A 21,153-nucleotide genomic window follows, 5' to 3' on the forward strand; every position below is an offset into this window, starting at 1 on the left:
GATAACCGATGTTCGATTATCGCACCATATTTCGATTATCGCCCTTGACCGACATCGTTAAGCGGGTCACATTTTGTGCGAACAACGAATAAAAGTGCGATTACCGCACATCAATGGAGCGACCTGATGATTGATAAAAGCGTATCGACGCTGAGCGAGGCCATCGCCGGGATCCACGACGGGGCGACTATTATGATCGGCGGCTTTGGTCCCGCCGGCCAGCCGACCTTTCTGATTGACGCCCTGATTGACCAGGGCGCCCGCGACCTGACCATCATTAATAACAACGCCGGCAACGGGGAAGTGGGTCTCGCGGCGCTGCTCAAGGCCGGGCGAGTACGCAAGATGATTTGTTCCTTCCCGCGCCAGGTCGATTCCCAGATTTTCGATGACCTCTATCGCCGCGGCAAAGTGGAGCTGGAGCTGGTGCCGCAGGGCAACCTCGCGGCGCGGATCCAGGCCGCCGGCGCCGGGCTGGGCGCGGTCTTTACCCCCACCGGCTACGGCACGCCGCTGGCGGAAGGGAAGGAGACACGGGAAATCGACGGCCGCCACTATGTGCTGGAGTATCCGATCAAAGCCGATTTCGCGCTGATTAAAGCTCACCAGGGCGACCGTTGGGGCAACCTGGTGTATCGCAAGGCGGCACGCAACTTTGGCCCGATTATGGCGACGGCGGCGAAAACCACCATCGTTGAAGTCTCGCAGCTGGTGTCGCTGGGCGACCTCGACCCTGAACACATTATCACCCCCGGCATTTTCGTCCAGCGCCTCTTCTCGCTGGAAAACCTGACTGCCGCACAACGCGCCTGAGGAGCCCGAGATGCAAAAACTGACCCGTGACGAAATGGCCCAGCGCGTGGCCCGCGATATCCCCGAAGGCGCTTACGTTAACCTCGGTATTGGCCTGCCGACCCGGATTGCCAATTACCTGCCCGCCGACAAAGAGGTGTTCCTGCATAGCGAGAACGGCCTGCTGGGCATGGGGCCGAAACCGCTGCCTGGCGAAGAAGATCCGGAGCTGATCAATGCCGGAAAAGAGTACGTCACCCTCCTGCAGGGCGGCTGCTATTTCCACCATGGCGACTCCTTTGCCATGATGCGCGGCGGCCATCTCGATATCTGCGTGTTGGGGGCCTATCAGGTCTCCGCCAGCGGCGATCTCGCCAACTGGAGCACCGGCGCGCCGGACGCTATCCCGGCGGTCGGCGGGGCGATGGATCTGGCCATCGGCGCTCGCCAGGTGTTTGTGATGATGGACCATCTGACCCGCGACGGCGAGTGCAAGCTGGTGGAACAGTGCAGCTATCCGCTGACCGGGGTCGGCTGCGTTAGCCGGATCTATACCGACCTGGCGGTGATCGACATTACCGACCGCGGCCCGGTGGTGCGGGAAATCTTTAACGGTCTCTCTTTTGAAGAGCTGCAGCGCATCACTCCGGTGACGCTGACCTTTGAACAACTGGCGGAAAGCGCGTAAGGAACCTATGATGAATCAGGCATTTATCTGTGATGCGGTGCGTACACCCTTTGGCCGTTTTGGTGGTACTCTGGCGACGATGCGCGCCGATGACCTCGCGGCGCTGCCGCTGAAAGCGCTGCTGGAGCGTAACCCGGGGCTGGATCCCTCGCGCATTGACGATGTGATTCTGGGCTGCGCCAACCAGGCCGGGGAAGACAACCGCAACGTGGCGCGCATGGCGCTGCTGCTGGCCGGGCTACCGGAGAGCGTGCCCGGTAGCACCATCAACCGCCTGTGCGGCTCCAGCCTCGACGCGATCGGCGTCGCGGCGCGGGCGATTAAAAGCGGTGAAACGCAGCTGATGATCGCCGGCGGGGTGGAGAGCATGTCCCGGGCGCCGTTTGTGATGGGTAAAGCGGAGAGCGCCTTTAGCCGCAACATGCAGATGGAAGATACCACCATCGGCTGGCGCTTTATTAACCCGCAGATGAAAGCCTTGTACGGTGTCCATTCCATGCCGGAGACGGCGGAAAACGTCGCCGATGAGTTTGCCATTTCCCGCGCCGATCAGGACGCGTTCGCTCTACGCAGTCAACTGCGCGCCGCCGCGGCCCAGGAGGCGGGACGCTTCGCCGATGAGCTGATCGCCGTCCAGGTGCCGCAGCGCAAAGGCGAGCCGCTGCGGTTTAGCCGCGATGAACACCCGCGCAGCACCTCGCTGGAGGCGCTGGCTAAACTGCGCGGCGTGGTGCGCGCCGACGGCAGCGTCACCGCCGGGAATGCCTCCGGCGTTAACGATGGTGCCTGCGCGCTGCTGCTGGCCAGCGAAACCGCGCTGGCGGCCAATGATCTTCAACCGCTGGCCCGGGTGGTCGGCGTGGCGACGGCGGGGGTGGCGCCGCGCATTATGGGCTTTGGCCCGGCGCCGGCGGTGCGGAAGGTGCTGGCGCAGACCGGCCTGACGTTAGCCCAGATGGATGTCATCGAGCTGAATGAAGCCTTCGCCGCCCAGGCGCTGGCGGTGACCCGCGATTTGGGCTTACCGGACGATGCCGCCCATGTGAACCCCAACGGCGGGGCGATCGCCCTGGGGCATCCGCTCGGCGCCTCCGGCGGCCGCCTGGCGATGACCGCGGCTTACCAGCTGAAACGGACCGGCGGCCGCTACGCGCTGTGCACCATGTGCATCGGCGTCGGGCAGGGGATCGCCCTGATTATTGAACGTGTTTAAGGAGCCAGAATGAGTTTGTTGACCCCGATGCTGCGCAGCAGTCCGCTGACCGACTGGTTCAGCGACGCGCAGCGGGTGCAGGGCATGCTGGATTTTGAAGCGGCGCTGGCCCAGGCGCAGGCCGCCTGCGGCATGGTGCCGACGGCGGCGGTCGGGCCGATTGTCGCCGCCTGCCGCCACGAGGCGATCGATTTTACCGCCCTCGGCGAGGCGGCGGTGGGGGCGGGTAACCTGGCGATCCCGCTGGTGAAACAGCTGACGGCCCAGGTAAAAGCGCGCGATCCGGACGCCGCGCGCTACGTTCACTGGGGCGCCACCAGTCAGGACGCCATCGACACAGGTCTGGTGCTCCAGCTGCGCGGGGCGCTGGAGGCCGCTGAGACCCTGCTTGAGCAGCTGTTGGCGGCCCTGGCTCTCCAGGCGGATCGTTATCGCGATACCGTGATGCCGGGCCGGACCTGGATGCAGCACGCGCTGCCGGTGACCTTTGGCCTGAAGCTGGCGGGTACCCTCGACGCGCTCCTGCGCTGGCAGCAGCGGCTGCGCGAGATGCGTCCGCGTCTGCTGGTGCTGCAGTTCGGCGGCGCCGCGGGGACCCTGGACGCGCTAAAAGAGAAAGGGCCGGCGGTTGGCCAGGCGCTGGCGCAGAATCTTGGTCTGACGCTGCCGGATACCCCGTGGCACAGCCAGCGCGATCGGCTGCTGGAGGCGGGCGCCTGGTTCGCCGGCGTCTGCGGCACCCTGGGGAAATTCGCTAACGACTTCTCCCTGCTGATGCAGACCGAAGTGGCGGAGGTGGGCGAGCCGGTAGCGGAAGGGCGCGGTGGCTCGTCGACGATGCCGCATAAGCGCAATCCGGTGGCCTGCGCGGCGATCCTGACCGCCGCCCAGCGCACGCCGGGTCTGATGGCGACCCTCTACGCCTGCCAGATTCAGCAGCACGAGCGGGCGCTGGGCGGCTGGCAGGCGGAGTGGGAGACCCTGCCGGAGCTGATTACCCTGGTGGGCGGGGCGCTGGCGCAAAGCGAGGCGCTGGTGCGCGACATGCAGGTCTTTCCGCAGAAGATGCGCGCCGATCTCGATATCACCCACGGGCTGATCATGGCTGAGGCGGTGACCCTGGCGCTGGCGGAATTCATCGGCAAAGCCGAGGCGCATCATCATATTGAGGCGCTGTGCCGTCAGGCGCTGGACCGCCTCTGTCCGCTGGTCGATCTGCTCGCGGCGGATCCGCAGGTCAGCCAGTATCTCTCCCGCGAACGTTTAACCACGCTGCTGGAACCGGCAACGGCGACCGGCAGCGCCGAATGCTTTGTGCGCCAGGTGCTGGCGCGTTATCAGGAGCAACATGATGAATCTTGATTATCAACTCGACGGACCGGAAGGTGCGCCGGTTATCGTTCTCTCCAACTCGCTGGGCACCACCCGGGCGATGTGGCAGCCGCAGATTGAGGCGCTAACCGCCCATTTCCGGGTGCTGCGCTACGACACCCACGGCCACGGTAAAACGACGAAAAATGGCAAAGTGACCCTCGCCCAGCTGGGGGAAGATGTAATTGCGCTGCTCGATCATCTGAATATCGACCGGGCCTGGTTCTGCGGGATTTCGATGGGCGGTCTGACCGGTCTGTGGCTGGGCCGCTTTGCGCCAGAGCGTTTTTATGGTCTGGCCGTCGCCAACACCGCGGCGCGCATCGGCGATCAGGCCAGCTGGCTGTCGCGGGCGCGGGCGGTACGCCAGGAAGGAATGGCGGTGGTGGCCGCCGGGGCGGCGGACCGCTGGTTCACCCACGCGTTTCGCCAGAAGGCGCCGGAGGTGGTGGAGGCCCTGTGTCACCAGCTGACCCATACCGATGCCGAAGGCTATGCCGCCTGCTGTGAGGCGCTGGCCGCCGCCGACCTGCGGGGCGAAGTGGGGCAGATCCCGCTGCCGACGTTAATCATCGCCGGTGAAAGTGACCCTGTCACCACGGTCGCTGACGCCAATTTTCTGCAGCAGCAGATCCCCGCTTCCCAGGTGGTGGTTCTGCCGGCATCGCATCTGTCAAACATTGAGGCGGCGAAGAGCTTTACTTCAGCGCTGCTGAGCTTTTTCCAGGGAGAACGCCATGGAGGATAAACAGCGCTACCAGGACGGAATGGCGGTGCGGCGCAAAGTGTTGGGCGACGCCCACGTCGACCGCACCCTGCAGCATCTGACGCCGTTGAATGACGAGTTTCAGGACTTTATCACCCGCTACGCCTGGGGTGAGACCTGGACGCGTCCGGGGCTCGACCACCACACCCGCAGCATGATCACCATTGCCATGCTGATCGCTCTCAATCGCGAGGCGGAGCTGAAGATGCATCTACGCGCGTCGTTTAACAACGGGGTGACCCGCGATGAGCTGAAAGAGCTGATCATGCACTCTGCGCTGTATTGCGGACTGCCGGCGGCCAATGCCACGATGCATCTGGCGCAGCAGGTGTTTGACGACATCGACGCCGGGCGGGGTTAAGTCGTCGTCCGAGTCGGATTGCCCGGCAGTTGTTGTAGGCCGGGTAAGGCGTAGCCGCCACCCGGCGAAATAACGGCACAACCGGAAATGTCCCTGTTCGCACTATGTTTGGTAGGGCCATAACGTTTGGCAGGGCTACAACCTCTATGTTAATTCCGGGCAGATTGCGCTCCCGGTTGATCTTCTGCGTTATGTCTCTTATGGCGCAGGGAGCGCACAGGGGGCGGCCAGTCGCCGCCGCCCCCTGTACCCCCGGGCTCCGGCCAGCAAAATCGCCACTGCGTGGTGCCTTCGACTTATCCCTGCAGGCATCGGGTCGGGCCGAGGCAGCGTCCCTGCAAAACACGGCCCTCAGCCCGCATCCATGCGGGCTGCCCCGGCCTTCCGGGAACGTCTCAGCGATGTTGAGGCCGCCAGCATCGGCAGTTTCAGCAACAATGGTGAATAAATTAACGGCAGGTCGTACGTACATAGGCCGGGTAAGGCGTAGCCGCCACCCGGCATAATGGCGGGTACGGCGCCGATAGATTGCGCAGCGGCGCAGCGCTTGCCGGGCCTGCGAGGTGTAAGCCTGTGAGAGGATCCTGTAGGCCGGGTAAGGCGTAGCCGCCACCCGGCGACATTGCCGATACGTTAACCCTTATTTCTCAGGCTCCTGCGGCGCGACAGCCGGGGCGGCGTACCAGGCTTCCTGCGGCACCACCACTGCGGCTCGGGGCTGCATCACATAGTTCGGCGACATAATCTGCACCCCGAATTCGTTAAACACATCAATAATGCTGCTGTGTAACGCGTTACGGCCATCTGGCAGCTTCGTCGCGGGTAATAGGCGCACCTGCAGCTCATACGAGGTGTACCAGTCGAGCAACCCCAGCTTACGCACCACCGGCGCAATTTGCTGATCGACCCCGGGGGTGCGTCTCGCCGCCAGCTCCAGCAGCGCATGAACCTGGCGCCAGGGCGTATCGTAGCCGATGGTGACGCTGGTAGTGAGATTGAACCCGCCGTCGCTGCTCTCGGCGCTGAGATTGACAATCTTGCCGCTCACCACCACCGCGTTCGGTACCGTCACGATGTAATTCTCACGGGTGAGGATCTTGGTCGCCAGCACGCCAATCTCGCTGACCTGTCCCTCATTGTCAGCGAGGCGGATCCAGTCGCCTTTCCGCAGCGCCCGGGAGTAGATTAGCACCAGGCCGCTCATCGCATGGTTCATCACCCCGGTCGAGCCGAGGGTCAGCATCAGGCCGAAGAACACGCTGATGCCCTTGAAGGCAAGGGAGTTGGCGCCGGGAAGAAACGGGTAGGCGGCGGAGAGGGCGAACAGCCAGATGACCACCGAGATAAGCCGACGGGTAGCGCTCACAGTCTCCGGATGAATGCCGGGAACCTGAATGCGGCCGGCGGCGACCTGGTCGAGAACCACCTTCACCAGGCGAATGATGAGCCAGGTAATGAGAAAAATAAGCACCACGATCATCAGCCCCGGCAGGGAAGCGACAATCGACAGCGAGATATCGCGGATCACCCCCAGCGACCAGTCACCCAGCGATTCACTCCATACGCGCGTCCAGGGAAACAGACTGAAGGCCCAGCTCAGCCAGATGTAACAGGCCAGGACACCGACGAGGATCGCCAGCGCGGCATATAATCGGACCTCGATATTGCCGAGAAAGCGCCGCCAGTGCTGGGGAATAGCGCTGCGCTTTTCGAGGATCCGCAGCTGGAAAAAGCGCCGTACCCGCCGCCAGGCACGGAAAGCGCCGTAGTAAAACAGCGCCAGCAGCAGCGCCCCGGCGAGGGCCTTACCGGCGGAGATCAGCAGATAGCGTTGATTGAACTGTTCCTGCAGGCCGGTGCGCTGGGCTTCCATCCGCGCCAGCACCCGCTGGGCCGCCTGGTCGAGGGTTAAGTCATCGCCCTCGTCGAGATCCGCCTGGCTCAACAGCAGCACCGGTTTGCCGTTCATCAGAAACAGCCGTCCCGGCTGACCATAGCGAATAACCGGCACGATCCGCAGCGGCTGGCGAATATCATCCTCGGTAAATGCGCGCAGGGCGCTGCGGGTGCGCAGCACGCGCTCTTCTGGCGTCGTCTGGCCAAAGGTCGCCTGCAACATCACTACCGGCTGGTGGAAAATATATACCGTGCGCGCCTTTTCGCGAGCGGTTGGCTGCTGCCGAGGCTCTGCGGCCAGCGCCGGCTGTAACGTCAGCAGCGCCAGTACCCAGAGGATAACCACGCTTATCCTGTTCATAGAAGCACCTGAGAAAGAGAATTATTGTTATTTTTCAGCAAGCAAGGGAGGACTTGTAGTTGAGCATAGCCTGGCAGGAAGTGAATTCAAGCTGGCGCGGCGCGGGCATAAAAAAAGCCGTCACCTGAACGGCGACGGCCTGCTGTTAGCGCCAGAAGGGGGTGTTAGCCGTGCTGTTTACAGCCAGCGCACTGCTTGTTCTGGATCTGCTGGAAGAAATCGTTGCCTTTATCGTCGACGAGAATAAACGCCGGGAAATCTTCCACTTCGATTTTCCAGATAGCCTCCATCCCCAGTTCCGGGTAGGCCACGCACTCGAGGCTCTTGATGCTCTGTTGCGCCAGCACCGCCGCCGGGCCGCCGATGCTGCCGAGGTAGAAGCCGCCGTGTTGGTGGCAGGCGTCGGTGACCTGCTGGCTGCGGTTGCCTTTCGCCAGCATCACCATGCTCGCGCCGTGGGACTGCAGCAGATCGACGTAAGAGTCCATGCGGCCAGCGGTGGTCGGGCCGAGGGAGCCGGAGGCGTAACCGGCAGGCGTTTTGGCCGGGCCGGCGTAGTAGATCGGATGATCTTTCACGTACTGCGGCAGTTCCTCGCCGTTGTCGAGCAGCTCTTTCAGCTTAGCGTGCGCGATATCGCGGGCGACGATAATGGTGCCGTTGAGGCTCAGGCGGGTGGAAACCGGATGGGCAGATAGTTGCGCCAGGATCTCGCTCATCGGCTGATTCAGGTTGATGCTGACCACCTTGCCTTCGCCCTGCTGACGCAGATGCTCAGGGATATATTTCCCCGGATTGCTCTCCAGCTTCTCAATCCAGATGCCGTCGCGGTTGATTTTGGCTTTGATGTTGCGGTCGGCGGAGCAGGAGACGCCCATGCCGATCGGACAGGAGGCGCCGTGGCGCGGCAGGCGGATCACCCGGATATCGTGGGCGAAGTATTTGCCGCCAAACTGCGCGCCGAGGCCGAGGTTTTGCGCTTCCTGCAGCAGTTCCTGTTCAAGCTGCACATCGCGGAACGCCTGACCGTGCTCGTTGCCTTCGGTCGGCAGGCCATCGTAGTAGCGGGTAGAGGCCAGCTTGACGGTCTTCAGCGTTGCTTCCGCCGAAGTCCCGCCGATGACAAAGGCGATGTGGTACGGCGGGCAGGCGGCGGTACCGAGGGTGCGCATCTTCTCGACCAGATAGTTTTTCAGCTTCGTCGGGGTGATCAGCGCTTTGGTTTCCTGATAGAGATAGGTTTTATTGGCGGAACCGCCGCCTTTCGCCATGCACAGGAATTTATATTCGTCGCCGTCTACGCTGTAGAGATCGATCTGCGCCGGCAGGTTGGTGCCGGTGTTGACCTCTTTATACATATCCAGCGGGGCGTTCTGGGAGTAGCGCAGGTTATCTTCGGTATAGGTGTTGTACACGCCCTGCGCCAGGGCGGCTTCGTCGCCGCCGCCGGTCCAGACGCGCTGGCCTTTTTTACCCATGATGATGGCGGTGCCGGTGTCCTGACAGGTGGGCAGGACGCCTTTGGCGGCGATTTCCGAGTTGCGCAGGAACTGCAGGGCGACATACTTATCGTTATCGCTGGCCTCCGGGTCGAGCAGAATCGAGGCCACCTGCTGCTGATGGGAGACGCGCAGCATAAAGGCGGCATCGTGGAAGGCCTGCTGCGCCAGCAGGGTCAGCGCCTGCGGTTCCACTTTCAGCACTTCCTGGCCGTCAAACTCGGCGACGGAGACGTGCTCTTTGCTGAGCAGATAGTATTCGGTATCGTCGTGCGCCAGCGGGAATGGATCCTGATAAACAAACGGTTTAGTCGACATAATCACTTACTCCATAAAGATAAAAACCGCCGGGGTGCTCCCGGCGGTTATGAATCAGAACATCATGGACATCCACGGATAGCCAATCAGCAGCAGAGCGGCCAGGAAGATGGCGCCAAAGATGGTGCCGAGGCGCCAATAATCTTTGGTCGGCAGATAGCCGCTGCCGTAGTAGATCGGGCTCGGGCCGGTACCGTACGGGGTGATGATCCCCATTACGCCCAGCGAGGTCACCATCAGCAGAACGAACACTTCCATATTCATTCCCGGAATGGTGGCGGCGATGGTCAGCATGGCCGGCAGCAGCGCGGTAGTGTGCGCGGTGGTGCTGGCAAACAGATAGTGCAGCAGGTAGAACGCCAGCAGCAGGACGATGGTCGCCATCCCCGGGGAGATACCGCTCATCAGCGCGCCGCCCTCTTTACCCAGCCAGGCGATAAAGCCGGTGGAGGAGAGGCCGTCGGCCAGCGCCACCAGGGTGGCGAACCAGACAAAGGTGTTCCACGCCGCTTTATTGTTGGTGATATCGCTCCAGGAGAGCACGCCGGTCCACAGCATCAGCACGATAACCAGCAGGGCGGCCAGGGCCGGTTCAATCCAGTCGGCGGCGAAGATCCACATCATCAGCGCGAAGCAGACGAACACCAGCAGCAGGATCTCATTGCGCGACAGTTTGCCCAGTTTTTCCAGTTCACGAGCGGCCCACAGCGGCACTTCGTTATTGACTTTCACTTCCGGCGGGTAGAACCAGTAGGCCAGCAGCGGCATGGTCAGGATCAGCAGTACGCCAAGCGGCAGGAAGGCGATGAACCAGGTGCCCCATGAGATATTGATACCGACGATGCTTTTTACCAACGCCAGCGCCAGCAGGTTCGGTGCCAGTGCCGACAGGAACATCGAACTGGTGATACAGGCGGCGGTGATCGCTACCCACATCAGATAGGAACCGATTTTACGCGCGCTCGGATCGTTCGGTTTTGAACCGTACAGCGGCGGCAGGTTGGCGATAATTGGGTAAATGGTGCCCCCGCTGCGCGCCGTATTCGACGGCGTAAACGGCGCCAGCAGCAGATCCGCGAAGGTGATGGCGTAGCCCAGCGTCAGGCTGCGACGGCCGAGATATTTCACCAGAATCAGCGCCAGGCGGCGGCCGAACTGGGTTTTATCGTAGCCGGCGGCGAACATAAAGGCGCCGAAGATAAGCCACACGGTGGAGTTGCCGAAGCCGCTCACCGCCCACTTAAAGGAGGCGCCAGCCATTTTGAAGCCGGGTGCGGCCATCTGTTCCGGGCTGAACAGCAGCCACTGACTGCACAGGGCGATGACCACCACGCCGGTGATGCCGATAACGGCGCCAGGCAGTGGTTCAAAAATCAACCCGACGATCACCCCGACGAAGATAGCGAAGTAGTGCCAGGCGTACGGCGGCAGGCCGTCCGGGACCGGGACGAAAAGTAACAGCACAGCAACGATAATCGGCAGCGCCATCATCAGGAGACGTTTTTTATTCGCAGTCGTTGGATTGACTGCACCGGCAGGCGGTATGGTTGTCTTTTTCTCTTTCATAATGAGTATCTGCAAGTTGTTGAAAATAACGTTTCCGCCAGCGATGAACTCAGTGATTTCTTTAATTACAAAAGTTACTTTAGTTTTTATTTTGTGTTTCTGAGTATCGTCTTGGCGATTATTTAACGCGGTTTGATGGGCGTTAAATTAAATTTGTTGGTTATTTATATATTGCGCTTTCAATGGTCGTTGCAATTGATCGAGATCAAGAAAAGCAGGCGATTTCACTATTTTTTTATTTTCGATATAACCCTATCTGATGAGGTGTTATTTTGGCGAAAATATCGATGAATGTTAAAATAAAAATGTACAATTAATGCTGTTTTTACTCGATATATGTGTATGTCTATGAAATAAAAGCAAATAATTTTGATTACTGGTCGCTTTGAATGTTAACGGAAGTATCTAAAATGTTATCCTTTATTTGTATTATGTAAATGCCATTTATTATTTTAATAATACAATAGGGGTAGCGATGTTATTGCTGGGGTTAAATAGTTTTATAACTAACGTAATTGATTTAGTAACTAAAAAAGTCGCTATATTATTGGCATGACAACAGGAATTAAAAAACCACAACCATTAATGATTCCGTCACCCCATTCTGAATTTTTAATATTTCAAAATCTGGAGCGTAACTTATGACCAGTAACGAACGTATTTTGCAGCCATTTACTTTACCAAATGGTACGGAGCTGAAAAACCGTTTGCTGATGGCGCCGATGACCACCTGCACCGGTTATTTCGACGGGACTGTCACCAGCGAGCTGGTGGAGTACTACCGCGCCCGCGCCGGCAGTATCGGCACCATTATTGTTGAGTGCTGCTTTATTGATGACTACGGTCTGGCCTTCCCGGGCGCTATCGGTATCGATAACGATGAAAAAATCGCCGGTCTGGCGAAAATCGCCGAAGCAATTAAAGCGGAAGGTTCGAAAGCGATTCTGCAGATCTATCACGGCGGCCGCATGGTCGACCCGCAGCTGATTGGCGGACGTCAGCCCGTGGCGCCGAGCGCCATCGCCGCCCCGCGTGAGGGCGCCGCGATGCCGCGGGCGCTGAGCGGAGAAGAAGTGGAGGGGATGATCGCCAAGTTTGGCGAGGGCGTCCGCCGCGCTATCCTTGCCGGCTTCGATGGGGTCGAAATTCACGGCGCCAACACCTACCTTATTCAGCAGTTCTATTCGCCAAACTCCAACCAGCGCGACGACGAATGGGGCGGTAGCCGCGACAATCGCGCCCGCTTCCCGCTGGCGGTTCTCGACATCACCCATAAAATGGCCCGCCAGTACGCTGACGATGCCTTTATCATCGGCTACCGCTTCTCGCCAGAAGAGATGGAGGTCCCGGGGATCCGCTTCGATGACACCATGTATCTGCTGGAAAAACTGGCCGCTCGCGGCGTCGATTATCTGCACTTCTCGGTGGGCGCGACCCTGCGTCCCTCTATCGTCGATACCAGCGACCCGACGCCGCTGATCGAGAAATACTGCGCCATGCGCTCTGACACTCTGGCTCAGGTGCCGGTGATGGGCGTCGGCGGGGTGGTTAACGTTGCCGATGCCGAGCTGGGCCTCGATCACGGCTATGACCTGATCGCTGTGGGCCGCGCCTGCATCGCCTATCCTGACTGGGCGGCTCGTATCGCCGCGGGTGAAGAGCTGGAGCTATTTATCGACAGCACCCAGCGCGAAGCGCTGCACATTCCGGAACCGCTGTGGCGCTTCTCGCTGGTGGAAGCGATGATCCGCGACATGAGCATGGGCGACGCTAAATTTAAGCCGGGGATGTTTGTTGAAACCGTTCAGGATGACGCCAATGAACTGGTGATCAACGTCAGCCTCGAAAATGACCATATCGCCGATATCGAACTGGCGGCGAGCCCGGTGCAGACCGTGGAGTTCACCACCAGCTTCGAAGAGATCCGCGAACGTATTCTCACCGCCAATACCCCGCACGTCGACGCCATTTCCGGGGCCACCAGCCAGAGCGAGGCGGTGAAAAAAGCGGTCGCCAAAGCGATGCTGAAATCGAGCAAAGCGCTGGCGGCGGAAGAGGGCGGCAATGACGCCGCGCCGAAAAGCTATGATGTGGTGGTCGTCGGCAGCGGCGGCGCCGGCCTGGCGGCCGCCATTCAGGCTCACGACGAAGGCGCCAGCGTGCTGATCGTCGAGAAAATGCCGACCATTGGCGGGAACACCATCAAGGCTTCCGCCGGGATGAACGCCGCGGAGACCCGCTTCCAGCGCGTGAAAGGCATTCAGGACAGCAAAGAGCTGTTCTATCAGGAAACCCTGAGGGGCGGGCACAATAAAAACAATCCGCAGCTGCTGCGCCGCTTTGTGGAGAATGCCCCGCAAGCCATTGAATGGCTGGCGGACCGCGGCATTATGCTCAACGATATCACCACCACCGGCGGGATGAGCATTGACCGCACCCACCGTCCGCGCGACGGATCAGCGGTCGGCGGCTATCTGATTAGCGGCCTGGTGCGCAACATCACCAAACGCGGCATCGACGTCCTGCTGGATACCTCGGTGGAAGAGATCCTGATGAGCGGCGATGAAGTCAGCGGTGTGCGTCTGATCAACGACGAAAACGAGATCGTAGAGATCCAGACTAAAAGCATTGTGGTGGCCACCGGCGGCTTCAGCGCCAACAGCGCGATGGTGGTGAAGTATCGTCCTGACCTCGAAGGCTTCGTCACCACCAACCACAAAGGGGCCACCGGGAGCGGTATCGCGCTGCTGGAGCGCATTGGCGCCGGTACCGTGGATATGGGCGAAATTCAAATCCACCCGACCGTTGAACAGCAGACCTCCTATCTGATTTCCGAGTCGATTCGTGGCGGCGGGGCGATCCTCGTCAACCAGCAGGGTAACCGCTTCTTCAACGAAATGGAGACCCGCGATAAAGTCTCCGCGGCGATTATCGCCCTACCGGAACACTATGCGTACATCGTCTTTGACGAACATGTGCGGGCGAAAAACAAAGCCGCCGATGAGTACATCGCCAAAGGCTTCGTCACCAGCGCCAGCTCGCCGCGTGAACTGGCGGATAAACTGGGGATGGATTACCATGCCTTCCTCGCCACCCTCGAGTGCTACAACGGGGCGGTGGAAAAACAGCATGATGAACAGTTTGGCCGTACCACCGCGCTGCGCGCGCCGATTAACGAAGGTCCGTTCCATGCCATCCGTATCGCCCCGGGGGTGCACCACACCATGGGCGGCGTGACCATTAACACCGATGGCGAAGTGCTGGACGTTGCCCGGCAGCCGATCCGCGGAGCCTACGCCGCCGGTGAGGTGGTTGGCGGGATCCACGGCGGCAACCGTATCGGTGGTAACGCGGTGGCGGATATCATCATTTTCGGCACCCTCGCGGGTCGCCAGGCGGCGAAACGCGCCAGAGGATAAGACGTAATTGCTGATGCCGGGCTGGCGCTCTCGCCGCCCGGCTTATCCCTTCTAAGGAGAGCCCGATGTCTGATAACCGCGTCTATAGCTACTCCACCGTTCTGATGGGTTCTCCCATCCTGCTCAAACTCTGCAACCATGATGAGGCGCTGGCCTCCCGCGTATTTCAGTTAATCAAACGCTACGAAGATCTGCTTACCGTTAACCGCGCCGAGTCGCAGGTAATGGATATCAACCACGCCGCCGGACGTCACCCGGTGACGGTCAGCCGCCCGGTCTTTCAGCTCATTCAGTGCGCCAAAGCCGCCAGCATGGTGCGCGACAGCGCCTTTAACCTCGCGATTGGGCCGCTGGTGAAGCTGTGGCGAATTGGCTTTCAGGGACACAGCGTGCCTGACGCCGGCGAAATCAGGGCCCGGCTGGCGCTGATCCGCCCGCAAGAGGTGATCCTGGATGAGGCAACCTGCAGCGTGTTTCTTCAGCAGCCGGGGATGGAGCTGGATCTTGGGGCGATCGCCAAAGGCTATATCGCTGACCGGGTGCGTGATTATCTCCGTCAGCAGCAGGTGGAAAAGGCGCTGATCAACCTCGGCGGCAACGTGCATACCCTTGGCGAATGGGCAATTGGCCTGAAAAAACCGTTTGCCGATGCGCAGGCGCTGATCGGCTCTCTGACGGTTAACGGACAGTCGGTAGTCACATCGGGCACCTACGAACGTTATTTCGAGCAAGATGGCAAGCGCTGGCACCATATTCTCGACCCGCGCAGCGGTTACCCGCTGGATAACGAACTCGACAGCGTCACGGTGATTTCCACTGATTCTTTAGACGGCGATATCTGGACCACGCTGCTGTTCGGCCTCGGCGTCGAGAAAGGCTGCGCAGCGCTGCGTCAACGGCAGGATATCGACGCGATTTTCGTCACCAAAAATCGCGACATTATACTTTCATCGCCGCAGCGATTGCGCTTTGCGCCGCTGGACAGCGGCTACCGCGTTATTGACTGTACTGCTTAAGCAAACTGTACTGTTCGGCCACCAGCCGGTAGCGATAGACCGGCCGCCCGGTGGCGCCGTAGTGGATAGTGGTATAGAGAATATTGATCTGCGCCAGCCAGATCAGATACTTACGGCAGGAAACGCGGGAGATATTCACCGCCGCCGCCAGCTCATCGGTAGAGAATTCAACGTCCGGGTGGCCGTCAATCCACTGGCACAGCGTGCGCAGGGTTTGCGCGGTAAGCCCCTTGGGCAGCTTGCGCGCGTCGCTGGCCTCCGGCGTGCCGCCGTGCAGCAGGCGGTCAACGTCGGCCTGCTCGTAATAGGGTTGGCCGGTTATCAGCTTGCGCTTCTCCCGCCAGGTAGTGAGCGCCTCTTCAAAACGGGGAAACTGGAAGGGTTTGATCAGGTAATCGACTACCCCGTAATGCATGGCGGTCTGCACCGTGGCGGCATCCGCCGCTGAGGTGATCATGATGACGTCGATGGCGCGCCCCGATTGACGGATAGTCGGCAGCAGATCGAGCCCGCTGTCCTGCTGCATATAGACATCCAGCAGCACCAGATCGATCTCCTGTTGCGGATCGTTAATCATCTCCTGGGCTTGACTGAGCGTCGAAGCGCTCCCGCTGCAACGAAAGCCGGGAACCCTTGCCACGTACAGGCGATTCAGTTCGGCCACCATGGCATCATCGTCAACAATCAACACATTTATCACGCACGTTTCCTTTTACTATCCCAGGGGAGATGAACAAAAAATTGAGTAAATACGCCGGGTTCCGACTCGACGGCGAGGGTGCCGCCCAGCTCGCGTAATTGCTGGTTGGCGAGAAACAGCCCGACGCCGCGATTCTCGCCTTTGGTGGAGAAACCTTTGTTAAAGATAGCGTCGATGTTGTTTTCCGGGATCCCCGGCCCGTCGTCGCTCACTTCACCGCTTAGCCAGCCGTCCTGATAGTGCAGCAGCAGGCCGATCTCGCCCTCCGCCTGACCGTTCATGGCATCCAGCGCGTTCTCAATAAGGTTGCCCAGCACCGTCACCAGCACGGTGACCTGCTTCTCATTCGGGCAATCCGGCACTAGGCTCTCTTCCGCCAGCTTAAGGGTAAAGCCGCACTCGGTGGCGCGCTGCATTTTACTTATCAGAAAGCCGGCGACCACCGGGGATTTTATGCGGTGCTGAATATCGCCGATGTCCGCCTGGTAGCGATGGGCGGTCTGCAGCACGTACTCCTCGAGTTTGCCATAGCTTTTCATATTCAGCAGGCCGAGGATCACGTGCAGTTTATTCATAAATTCATGGGAGGTGGTGCGCAGGGCATCGACATAGCTCATCATACCGTCCAGCCGCTGCAGCAGCTGGCTGACTTCGGTCTTATCGCGGAAGGTACAGATGGCGCCGACCACGGCCTCCTGGCTGCGGATAGGCACCGTGTTGCTGATTAGCAACAGGCCATTGCATCCCAGCTCGCGGTCGTACATCGGCTCGCCGCTGTGCAAAACCGTCTGCAGGTCAGCGAGCAGCGGGGTATGAGCGAGCGTCTTGTCCGGCCCGGAAAAGAGGATCTCGCGCGCCGCCGGGTTGATCAGGTTAACCTCACCATGGGCATCGACGGCCACCACCCCCTCCTTGAGGGCGTGCAGCATGGCCTGACGCTGCTGAAACTGAGTGGAGATTTCGTGCGGCTCCAGCCCCAGCAGGACGCGCTTCAGGCCGCGCACCAGGCTCCAGGTGCCGAGGGCGCAAACCAGCGCGCTGAACAGGATGGTCAGCAGCACGTCCCAGCGGCTGTTGGCGATCTGCTCGTCCACTTTACTCAGCGAAATGCCGACCACCACCACGCCAATCTGCTGATGCTGATCGTTGAACACCGGGGTAAACACCCGCAGCGCCGGGGCCAGCACGCCGTGGTTAATGGCCACGTTCTCTTTTCCCTGCAGCGTCGGCTGGATATCGTGGCCGATGAAGGGTTTGCCAATAATTGAGCTGTCCGGATGCGAATAGCGAATACCCTGCATATCGGTGACGATAGCGTACAGCAGGTCGTTGCGCCGGGTGATGGCCTGCGCCAGCGGCTGAATAATTTGCTGCTGCGGCGGCACCTCCAGTCCGCGCTTCACCTGCGGCATATCGGCCATGGTGCGCGCCACCGCCAGCGCGGTCTCTTTCAGACCATCGCGAGTGGCATTGCTGATCTGCATATACCACAGGGCATAGACCAGCAGCAGCACGGCGCCGATCACGCTGCCAATCATCAAGGAGACGGCGGTGCTCAGCTTTAGCGGTAAGGCGCGTTGACGAACGCGAGGCGGGTGCTCTGATGCCTTCATGACGATCCCGGATAGAGTCAGTAAACGATTATTATCGCTGATAGCGTGGCATTCATAAAGCCGTGTAATCAAAGCAAAAGGCCGCTTTTGCTACGGTAGCCCTGTCCCGTCCACGATAAACTGTCGCTTTTCGCCACAGGCTTAAGGCAGACATGATGGAATTGGCATCTCTGGTCCGGGATATTCTCCGGCAACAGCACGTTGAACAACTGGCGCAGCATCGTGAACAGGACCATGAAGCGGAAGCAGAGTGGGAGATCGCGCGCTGGCGACATCGCAGCGGGGTGGTGATCGAGCACCGCTACGAACTCGAACTTCCGCAACAGGATGCCGCCTCCTGCCCGGAGTGCTGGATCGAGTGGCAGGTTATCGATAGCGCCGGCCTGGTGGTGCAGCCAATGCGCAAACAATTTTATAACCTCTGTCAGCAATCCTTCTGGCTGGCCATGCAGGCGGACGGCGAAGATGAGAGCTGAGACAGGATTGTACAGATAATCGGCAATTGCCCGTGAACGGGCGATCGGGACGGTAAACTGTGACCCCGACGGCGGTAAAGCGCGGAAGATTCCCCTTATAGTGGCGACAGAGGTTAAATAGTCCTGATGAATATAAGGATATGCATCAGGCCGCTGATTTCGCCGAGATGCGCTTTTTCTGTCGTAAATGGAGGTTGTTATGAGCAGTTCGCTAACCGCGTCAATGCAGGCACGTCGTCACCCGGATACCACCCACATCGATCGCCTCGCCACCGCCGACATGCTGGCGATGCTGCATCAGGATGATAAGCAGATATCGGAGGCGGTTGGCGCCTGTTTGCCGGATATCGCCCGGTTGATTGATATCGCCACCGCGACAATGAGCCGGGGAGGGCGTCTGGTTATTATCGGCGCCGGGGAATCAGGCCGCACGGCTGTCCAGGCGGTCAGCGACTATTCTCCGGAAGGCAAACACGCGCTGGTGGGGCTGATTGCCGGTGGGCAGACGGCGGCGATGGCCGAGCGGGAGACCGCGGCGAATAATTACGATCTAGGCGCCTTCGAGCTGCAGTCGCTGGACTTTTCCAGCCACGATATGCTGCTGGCGCTTACCGTTAGCGGCAAGACCCCATGGGTCTGGGGGGCGATGCGCCACGCCTGGTCGCTGGGGGCTCCGATCGCGGTGGTGACTCAGCAGGCGGCCAGCGAGGCGGCGCAGCTGGCGGATATTATTATTGCTCCGCAAACCGGGCCGGAAGCGGTGGCGGGCTTGACCAATCCGAAGGCCCGGCTGGCCCAGCGGCAGATCCTTAACATGGTGTCGACGGGCCTCGCTATCCGTGACGGCCGGGTGTACAGCAACCTGCGAGTGGATCTGCAGGCTGACAGTCCACACTGGGCGGAGCGGCAGGTGGCGATTGTCATGGCGGCCACCGACTGCACGCGCAGCGAAGCGAAAGCCGCGCTGACCAGCTGCCACCACCATTGCCGCACCGCGATCCTGATGCTGCTCAGCGGGCTGGACGCCTGGCACGCGCGGGAGCTGCTGACCAAACATCACGATCATCTGCGTCTCGCCCTGCGCGAAGCCCAGCGCAGCGCTGTCACTCCCGCCCATTAAGCCTTTAGCCAGGCGCGCACAAACGCTGTGCGCGCCTGCACTTTATTAACTAAAGAAATTCCTCTCTTCTATTTATTCCGGTAATTGCGCTGAATTTTCAGTGAGATTTTACGCCGACGCTTATTTTTTAGTGTCGTTCTGATTTTTTAAGTTAAATAATTATTTGATTAAAAATGCGAGAGTGTAAATGATATTTTAAAATAAAGTAAAAGTGCGTTAATATGCTGCCTCTTATTACCGTGTGCTACGTGATAATTCTATTATGCCTGCAATGAAAAAAACGATTATTTCCTTTACCGCATTAGCGATGTTCGTCAGCGCGGCGACGCATGCTGAAGCGGATACCTCTAAAAAAACCGACTTCCTGCTGATTGGCGGCGGGATCATGAGCGCCTCGCTTGGCACCTGGCTGCAGGCGCTGCAGCCGGACTGGAACCTGACGATGGTGGAGAAACTGGACGGCGTGGCCCTGGAATCCTCCAACGGCTGGAATAATGCCGGTACCGGTCACTCGGCGAATATGGAGCTGAACTATACGCCGGAGCGGGCGGACGGATCGATTGACGTCAGCAAAGCGCTGGATATTAACGAACAGTTCATGATTTCCCGTCAGTTCTGGTCGGCACAGGTGAAGCGCGGTATTTTGCACGACCCGCACTCCTTTATTAATTCCACGCCGCATATGAGTTTCGTCTGGGGCGATAATGTCGACTATCTGCAGAAGCGTTATACCGCGCTGCAGCAGACCACCTTATTCCAGGGGATGAAATTCTCCACCGACCACGCGCAAATTAAACAGTGGGCGCCGCTGGTGATGGAAGGCCGCGATCCGCAGCAGAAAGTGGCTGCCACCTGGACGCCGGTGGGTACCGACGTTAACTATGGCGAAATCACCCGGCAGCTGATCGGCAGCCTGAAGAAAAACAGCCATTTCACCCTGCAAACCTCCTCTGAGGTCACCGATTTCAAACGCAATGCCGATAACTCCTGGCACGTGACCATTAAGAACGTGCAGAGCGGCGAGGCGCAGACCATCGATGCGAAATACGTCTTTATTGGCGCCGGCGGCGGTGCGCTGAAGCTGCTGCAAAAAACCGGTATTCCGGAAGCGGACAACTATGCTGGCTTCCCGGTGGGTGGTTCGTTCCTGATGACCGAGAACCCGGCGGTCACCGCGCAGCACCTCGAGAAAGTGTATGGCCAGGCTTCGGTCGGCGCACCACCGATGTCGGTACCGCACCTTGACGCCCGCTACCTCGATGGCAAGCGCGTGGTGCTGTTTGGGCCTTTCGCCACCTTCTCGACCAAGTTCCTGAAGAACGGTTCCTTCTTCGACCTGTTGAGCACCACTACCACTGACAACGTGCTGCCGATGACCCACGTCGGTCTCGACAACTTCGATCTGGTGAAATATCTCGTCAGCCAGGTGATGCTCAGCGATGATGACCGCTTCGCCGCGCTGAAAGAGTACTACCCTGACGCGCGTAAAGAGGACTGGAAGCTGATCCAGGCCGGCCAGCGCGTGCAGATCATTAAGAAAGACGCAGAGAAGGGCGGCGTGTTGAAACTGGGCACCGAAGTGGTGGTCGATCAGCAGAAAACCATTTCCGCGCTGCTTGGCGCGTCGCCGGGGGCTTCCACCGCTGCGCCGATCACCCTCAATGTGCTCAAGCAGATGTTCCCGACGCAGTTTAACTCGCCGGAGTGGCAGACCCGTATCCACCAGATCGTGCCGAGCTACGGCCAGAAGCTGAACGGCAACGTGGCGCTGACCCAGCAGGTTTGGGATGATACCGCCGCGACCCTGCAGCTGACGAAACCGCCGGTGATCCAGATGCCAGCGGCTGCGCCCACCGCGACCGCGAAGCCGGTTGAGCCTCAGCGCGACGCCTCGCCGCAGCATGATATGGCGCTGTAAAAGCAAACTTGAAAGTGAACAAAAGGGAAGACCACGGTCTTCCCTTTTTTGCGTCCATTC

General features: G+C 59.8%; 16 protein-coding genes. 11 read left to right on the forward strand and 5 right to left on the reverse strand.

Features of this window, described 5'->3' with window-relative positions; all coding sequences use genetic code 11:
- Positions 1–126: 126 nt before the first annotated feature.
- Genes KHQ24_RS08350 through pcaC form a run of 6 tightly spaced genes read left to right on the forward strand, consistent with a single transcriptional unit; the run spans position 127 to position 5,191 of the window.
- Positions 127–813 (forward strand): 3-oxoacid CoA-transferase subunit A, encoded by a 687-nt coding sequence (locus tag KHQ24_RS08350; protein ID WP_004887011.1) that lies wholly within the window; start codon positions 127–129, stop codon positions 811–813.
- A gap of 10 nt (positions 814–823) precedes the next feature.
- Positions 824–1,480 carry a 3-oxoacid CoA-transferase subunit B gene (locus tag KHQ24_RS08355; protein WP_004887008.1) on the forward strand — a complete coding sequence of 219 codons (657 nt, stop codon included), beginning with the start codon at positions 824–826 and terminating at the stop codon, positions 1,478–1,480.
- Between the two features lie 10 nt (positions 1,481–1,490).
- Positions 1,491–2,693 carry a 3-oxoadipyl-CoA thiolase gene (gene pcaF, locus KHQ24_RS08360; protein ID WP_004887005.1) on the forward strand — a complete coding sequence of 401 codons (1,203 nt, stop codon included), beginning with the start codon at positions 1,491–1,493 and terminating at the stop codon, positions 2,691–2,693.
- Between the two features lie 9 nt (positions 2,694–2,702).
- Positions 2,703–4,055 (forward strand): 3-carboxy-cis,cis-muconate cycloisomerase, encoded by a 1,353-nt coding sequence (locus KHQ24_RS08365; RefSeq protein WP_049004357.1) that lies wholly within the window; start codon positions 2,703–2,705, stop codon positions 4,053–4,055.
- Entirely contained in the window at positions 4,045–4,812 is a 768-nt protein-coding gene (pcaD, locus tag KHQ24_RS08370) for a 3-oxoadipate enol-lactonase (RefSeq protein WP_004887001.1), read from the forward strand. Before KHQ24_RS08365 ends, pcaD begins: the two co-directional genes overlap by 11 nt.
- Positions 4,802–5,191, forward strand: coding sequence for a 4-carboxymuconolactone decarboxylase (pcaC, locus tag KHQ24_RS08375; protein ID WP_004886998.1), 390 nt, complete (start codon positions 4,802–4,804; stop codon positions 5,189–5,191). Before pcaD ends, pcaC begins: the two co-directional genes overlap by 11 nt.
- A gap of 640 nt (positions 5,192–5,831) precedes the next feature.
- On the opposite strand, the gene KHQ24_RS08380 is transcribed toward pcaC, so the two are convergent.
- From KHQ24_RS08380 to KHQ24_RS08390, 3 genes are all read right to left on the reverse strand, one after another.
- Positions 5,832–7,448 carry a mechanosensitive ion channel family protein gene (locus KHQ24_RS08380; protein ID WP_064183641.1) on the reverse strand — a complete coding sequence of 539 codons (1,617 nt, stop codon included), beginning with the start codon at positions 7,446–7,448 and terminating at the stop codon, positions 5,832–5,834.
- Positions 7,449–7,612: 164 nt separating this feature from the next.
- Positions 7,613–9,265 (reverse strand): class I fumarate hydratase FumA, encoded by a 1,653-nt coding sequence (gene fumA, locus KHQ24_RS08385; protein WP_048294808.1) that lies wholly within the window; start codon positions 9,263–9,265, stop codon positions 7,613–7,615.
- A gap of 54 nt (positions 9,266–9,319) precedes the next feature.
- On the reverse strand, positions 9,320–10,831 hold the full coding sequence (locus KHQ24_RS08390) for an anion permease (protein ID WP_049092623.1): 1,512 nt from the start codon (positions 10,829–10,831) through the stop codon (positions 9,320–9,322).
- A 641-nt stretch (positions 10,832–11,472) separates the two neighbouring features.
- On the opposite strand from KHQ24_RS08390, the gene KHQ24_RS08395 reads away from it, so the two are divergent.
- Together KHQ24_RS08395 and KHQ24_RS08400 are read left to right on the forward strand one after the other, a co-directional pair.
- The gene (locus KHQ24_RS08395; protein WP_032455986.1) at positions 11,473–14,250 is read left to right on the forward strand and encodes a flavocytochrome c; all 2,778 of its coding nucleotides are present in this window, start codon (positions 11,473–11,475) and stop codon (positions 14,248–14,250) included.
- 65 nt (positions 14,251–14,315) lie between these two features.
- The gene (locus tag KHQ24_RS08400) at positions 14,316–15,266 is read left to right on the forward strand and encodes an FAD:protein FMN transferase (protein WP_211777220.1); all 951 of its coding nucleotides are present in this window, start codon (positions 14,316–14,318) and stop codon (positions 15,264–15,266) included.
- Here the strand turns inward: KHQ24_RS08400 and dcuR are convergent.
- Both dcuR and KHQ24_RS08410 read right to left on the reverse strand, forming a co-directional pair.
- On the reverse strand, positions 15,247–15,966 hold the full coding sequence (dcuR, locus tag KHQ24_RS08405; RefSeq protein WP_043519512.1) for a two-component system response regulator DcuR: 720 nt from the start codon (positions 15,964–15,966) through the stop codon (positions 15,247–15,249). The genes KHQ24_RS08400 and dcuR overlap by 20 nt on opposite strands.
- Entirely contained in the window at positions 15,963–17,579 is a 1,617-nt protein-coding gene (locus tag KHQ24_RS08410; RefSeq protein WP_135712278.1) for a sensor histidine kinase, read from the reverse strand. The genes dcuR and KHQ24_RS08410 overlap by 4 nt, the downstream gene beginning before the upstream one ends.
- A 152-nt stretch (positions 17,580–17,731) precedes the next feature.
- Between KHQ24_RS08410 and KHQ24_RS08415 the strand changes: the two genes are divergently transcribed.
- The 3 genes from KHQ24_RS08415 (at position 17,732) to mqo (ending at position 21,093) form a co-directional block, all read left to right on the forward strand.
- Positions 17,732–18,055, forward strand: a complete 324-nt coding sequence (locus KHQ24_RS08415) for a hypothetical protein (protein WP_177952069.1) — start codon at positions 17,732–17,734, stop codon at positions 18,053–18,055.
- 199 nt (positions 18,056–18,254) lie between these two features.
- On the forward strand, positions 18,255–19,175 hold the full coding sequence (locus KHQ24_RS08420; protein WP_004206073.1) for an N-acetylmuramic acid 6-phosphate etherase: 921 nt from the start codon (positions 18,255–18,257) through the stop codon (positions 19,173–19,175).
- A 307-nt stretch (positions 19,176–19,482) separates the two neighbouring features.
- Positions 19,483–21,093: a malate dehydrogenase (quinone) gene (gene mqo, locus KHQ24_RS08425; RefSeq protein ID WP_228958665.1), complete on the forward strand. Its 1,611-nt coding sequence runs from the start codon at positions 19,483–19,485 to the stop codon at positions 21,091–21,093.
- Positions 21,094–21,153: the final 60 nt, after the last annotated feature.

This window comes from Klebsiella sp. 54, assembly GCF_018223875.1.
In the GTDB taxonomy this organism is placed as follows: Bacteria; Pseudomonadota; Gammaproteobacteria; order Enterobacterales; family Enterobacteriaceae; genus Klebsiella; species Klebsiella quasipneumoniae.

Excerpts from the sequence above, each read along its gene's own strand:
- KHQ24_RS08420 (WP_004206073.1), top strand. The coding sequence starts at position 18,255 with ATGAGCAGTTCGCTAACCGCGTCAATGCAGGCACGTCGTCACCCGGAT.
- pcaC (WP_004886998.1), top strand. The coding sequence starts at position 4,802 with ATGGAGGATAAACAGCGCTACCAGGACGGAATGGCGGTGCGGCGCAAA.
- pcaF (WP_004887005.1), top strand. The coding sequence starts at position 1,491 with ATGAATCAGGCATTTATCTGTGATGCGGTGCGTACACCCTTTGGCCGT.
- KHQ24_RS08365 (WP_049004357.1), top strand. The coding sequence starts at position 2,703 with ATGAGTTTGTTGACCCCGATGCTGCGCAGCAGTCCGCTGACCGACTGG.
- KHQ24_RS08415 (WP_177952069.1), top strand. The coding sequence starts at position 17,732 with ATGATGGAATTGGCATCTCTGGTCCGGGATATTCTCCGGCAACAGCAC.
- fumA (WP_048294808.1), bottom strand. The coding sequence starts at position 9,265 with ATGTCGACTAAACCGTTTGTTTATCAGGATCCATTCCCGCTGGCGCAC.
- KHQ24_RS08395 (WP_032455986.1), top strand. The coding sequence starts at position 11,473 with ATGACCAGTAACGAACGTATTTTGCAGCCATTTACTTTACCAAATGGT.
- KHQ24_RS08350 (WP_004887011.1), top strand. The coding sequence starts at position 127 with ATGATTGATAAAAGCGTATCGACGCTGAGCGAGGCCATCGCCGGGATC.
- KHQ24_RS08355 (WP_004887008.1), top strand. The coding sequence starts at position 824 with ATGCAAAAACTGACCCGTGACGAAATGGCCCAGCGCGTGGCCCGCGAT.
- KHQ24_RS08410 (WP_135712278.1), bottom strand. The coding sequence starts at position 17,579 with ATGAAGGCATCAGAGCACCCGCCTCGCGTTCGTCAACGCGCCTTACCG.
- KHQ24_RS08400 (WP_211777220.1), top strand. The coding sequence starts at position 14,316 with ATGTCTGATAACCGCGTCTATAGCTACTCCACCGTTCTGATGGGTTCT.
- pcaD (WP_004887001.1), top strand. The coding sequence starts at position 4,045 with ATGAATCTTGATTATCAACTCGACGGACCGGAAGGTGCGCCGGTTATC.
- KHQ24_RS08380 (WP_064183641.1), bottom strand. The coding sequence starts at position 7,448 with ATGAACAGGATAAGCGTGGTTATCCTCTGGGTACTGGCGCTGCTGACG.
- mqo (WP_228958665.1), top strand. The coding sequence starts at position 19,483 with ATGTTCGTCAGCGCGGCGACGCATGCTGAAGCGGATACCTCTAAAAAA.
- KHQ24_RS08390 (WP_049092623.1), bottom strand. The coding sequence starts at position 10,831 with ATGAAAGAGAAAAAGACAACCATACCGCCTGCCGGTGCAGTCAATCCA.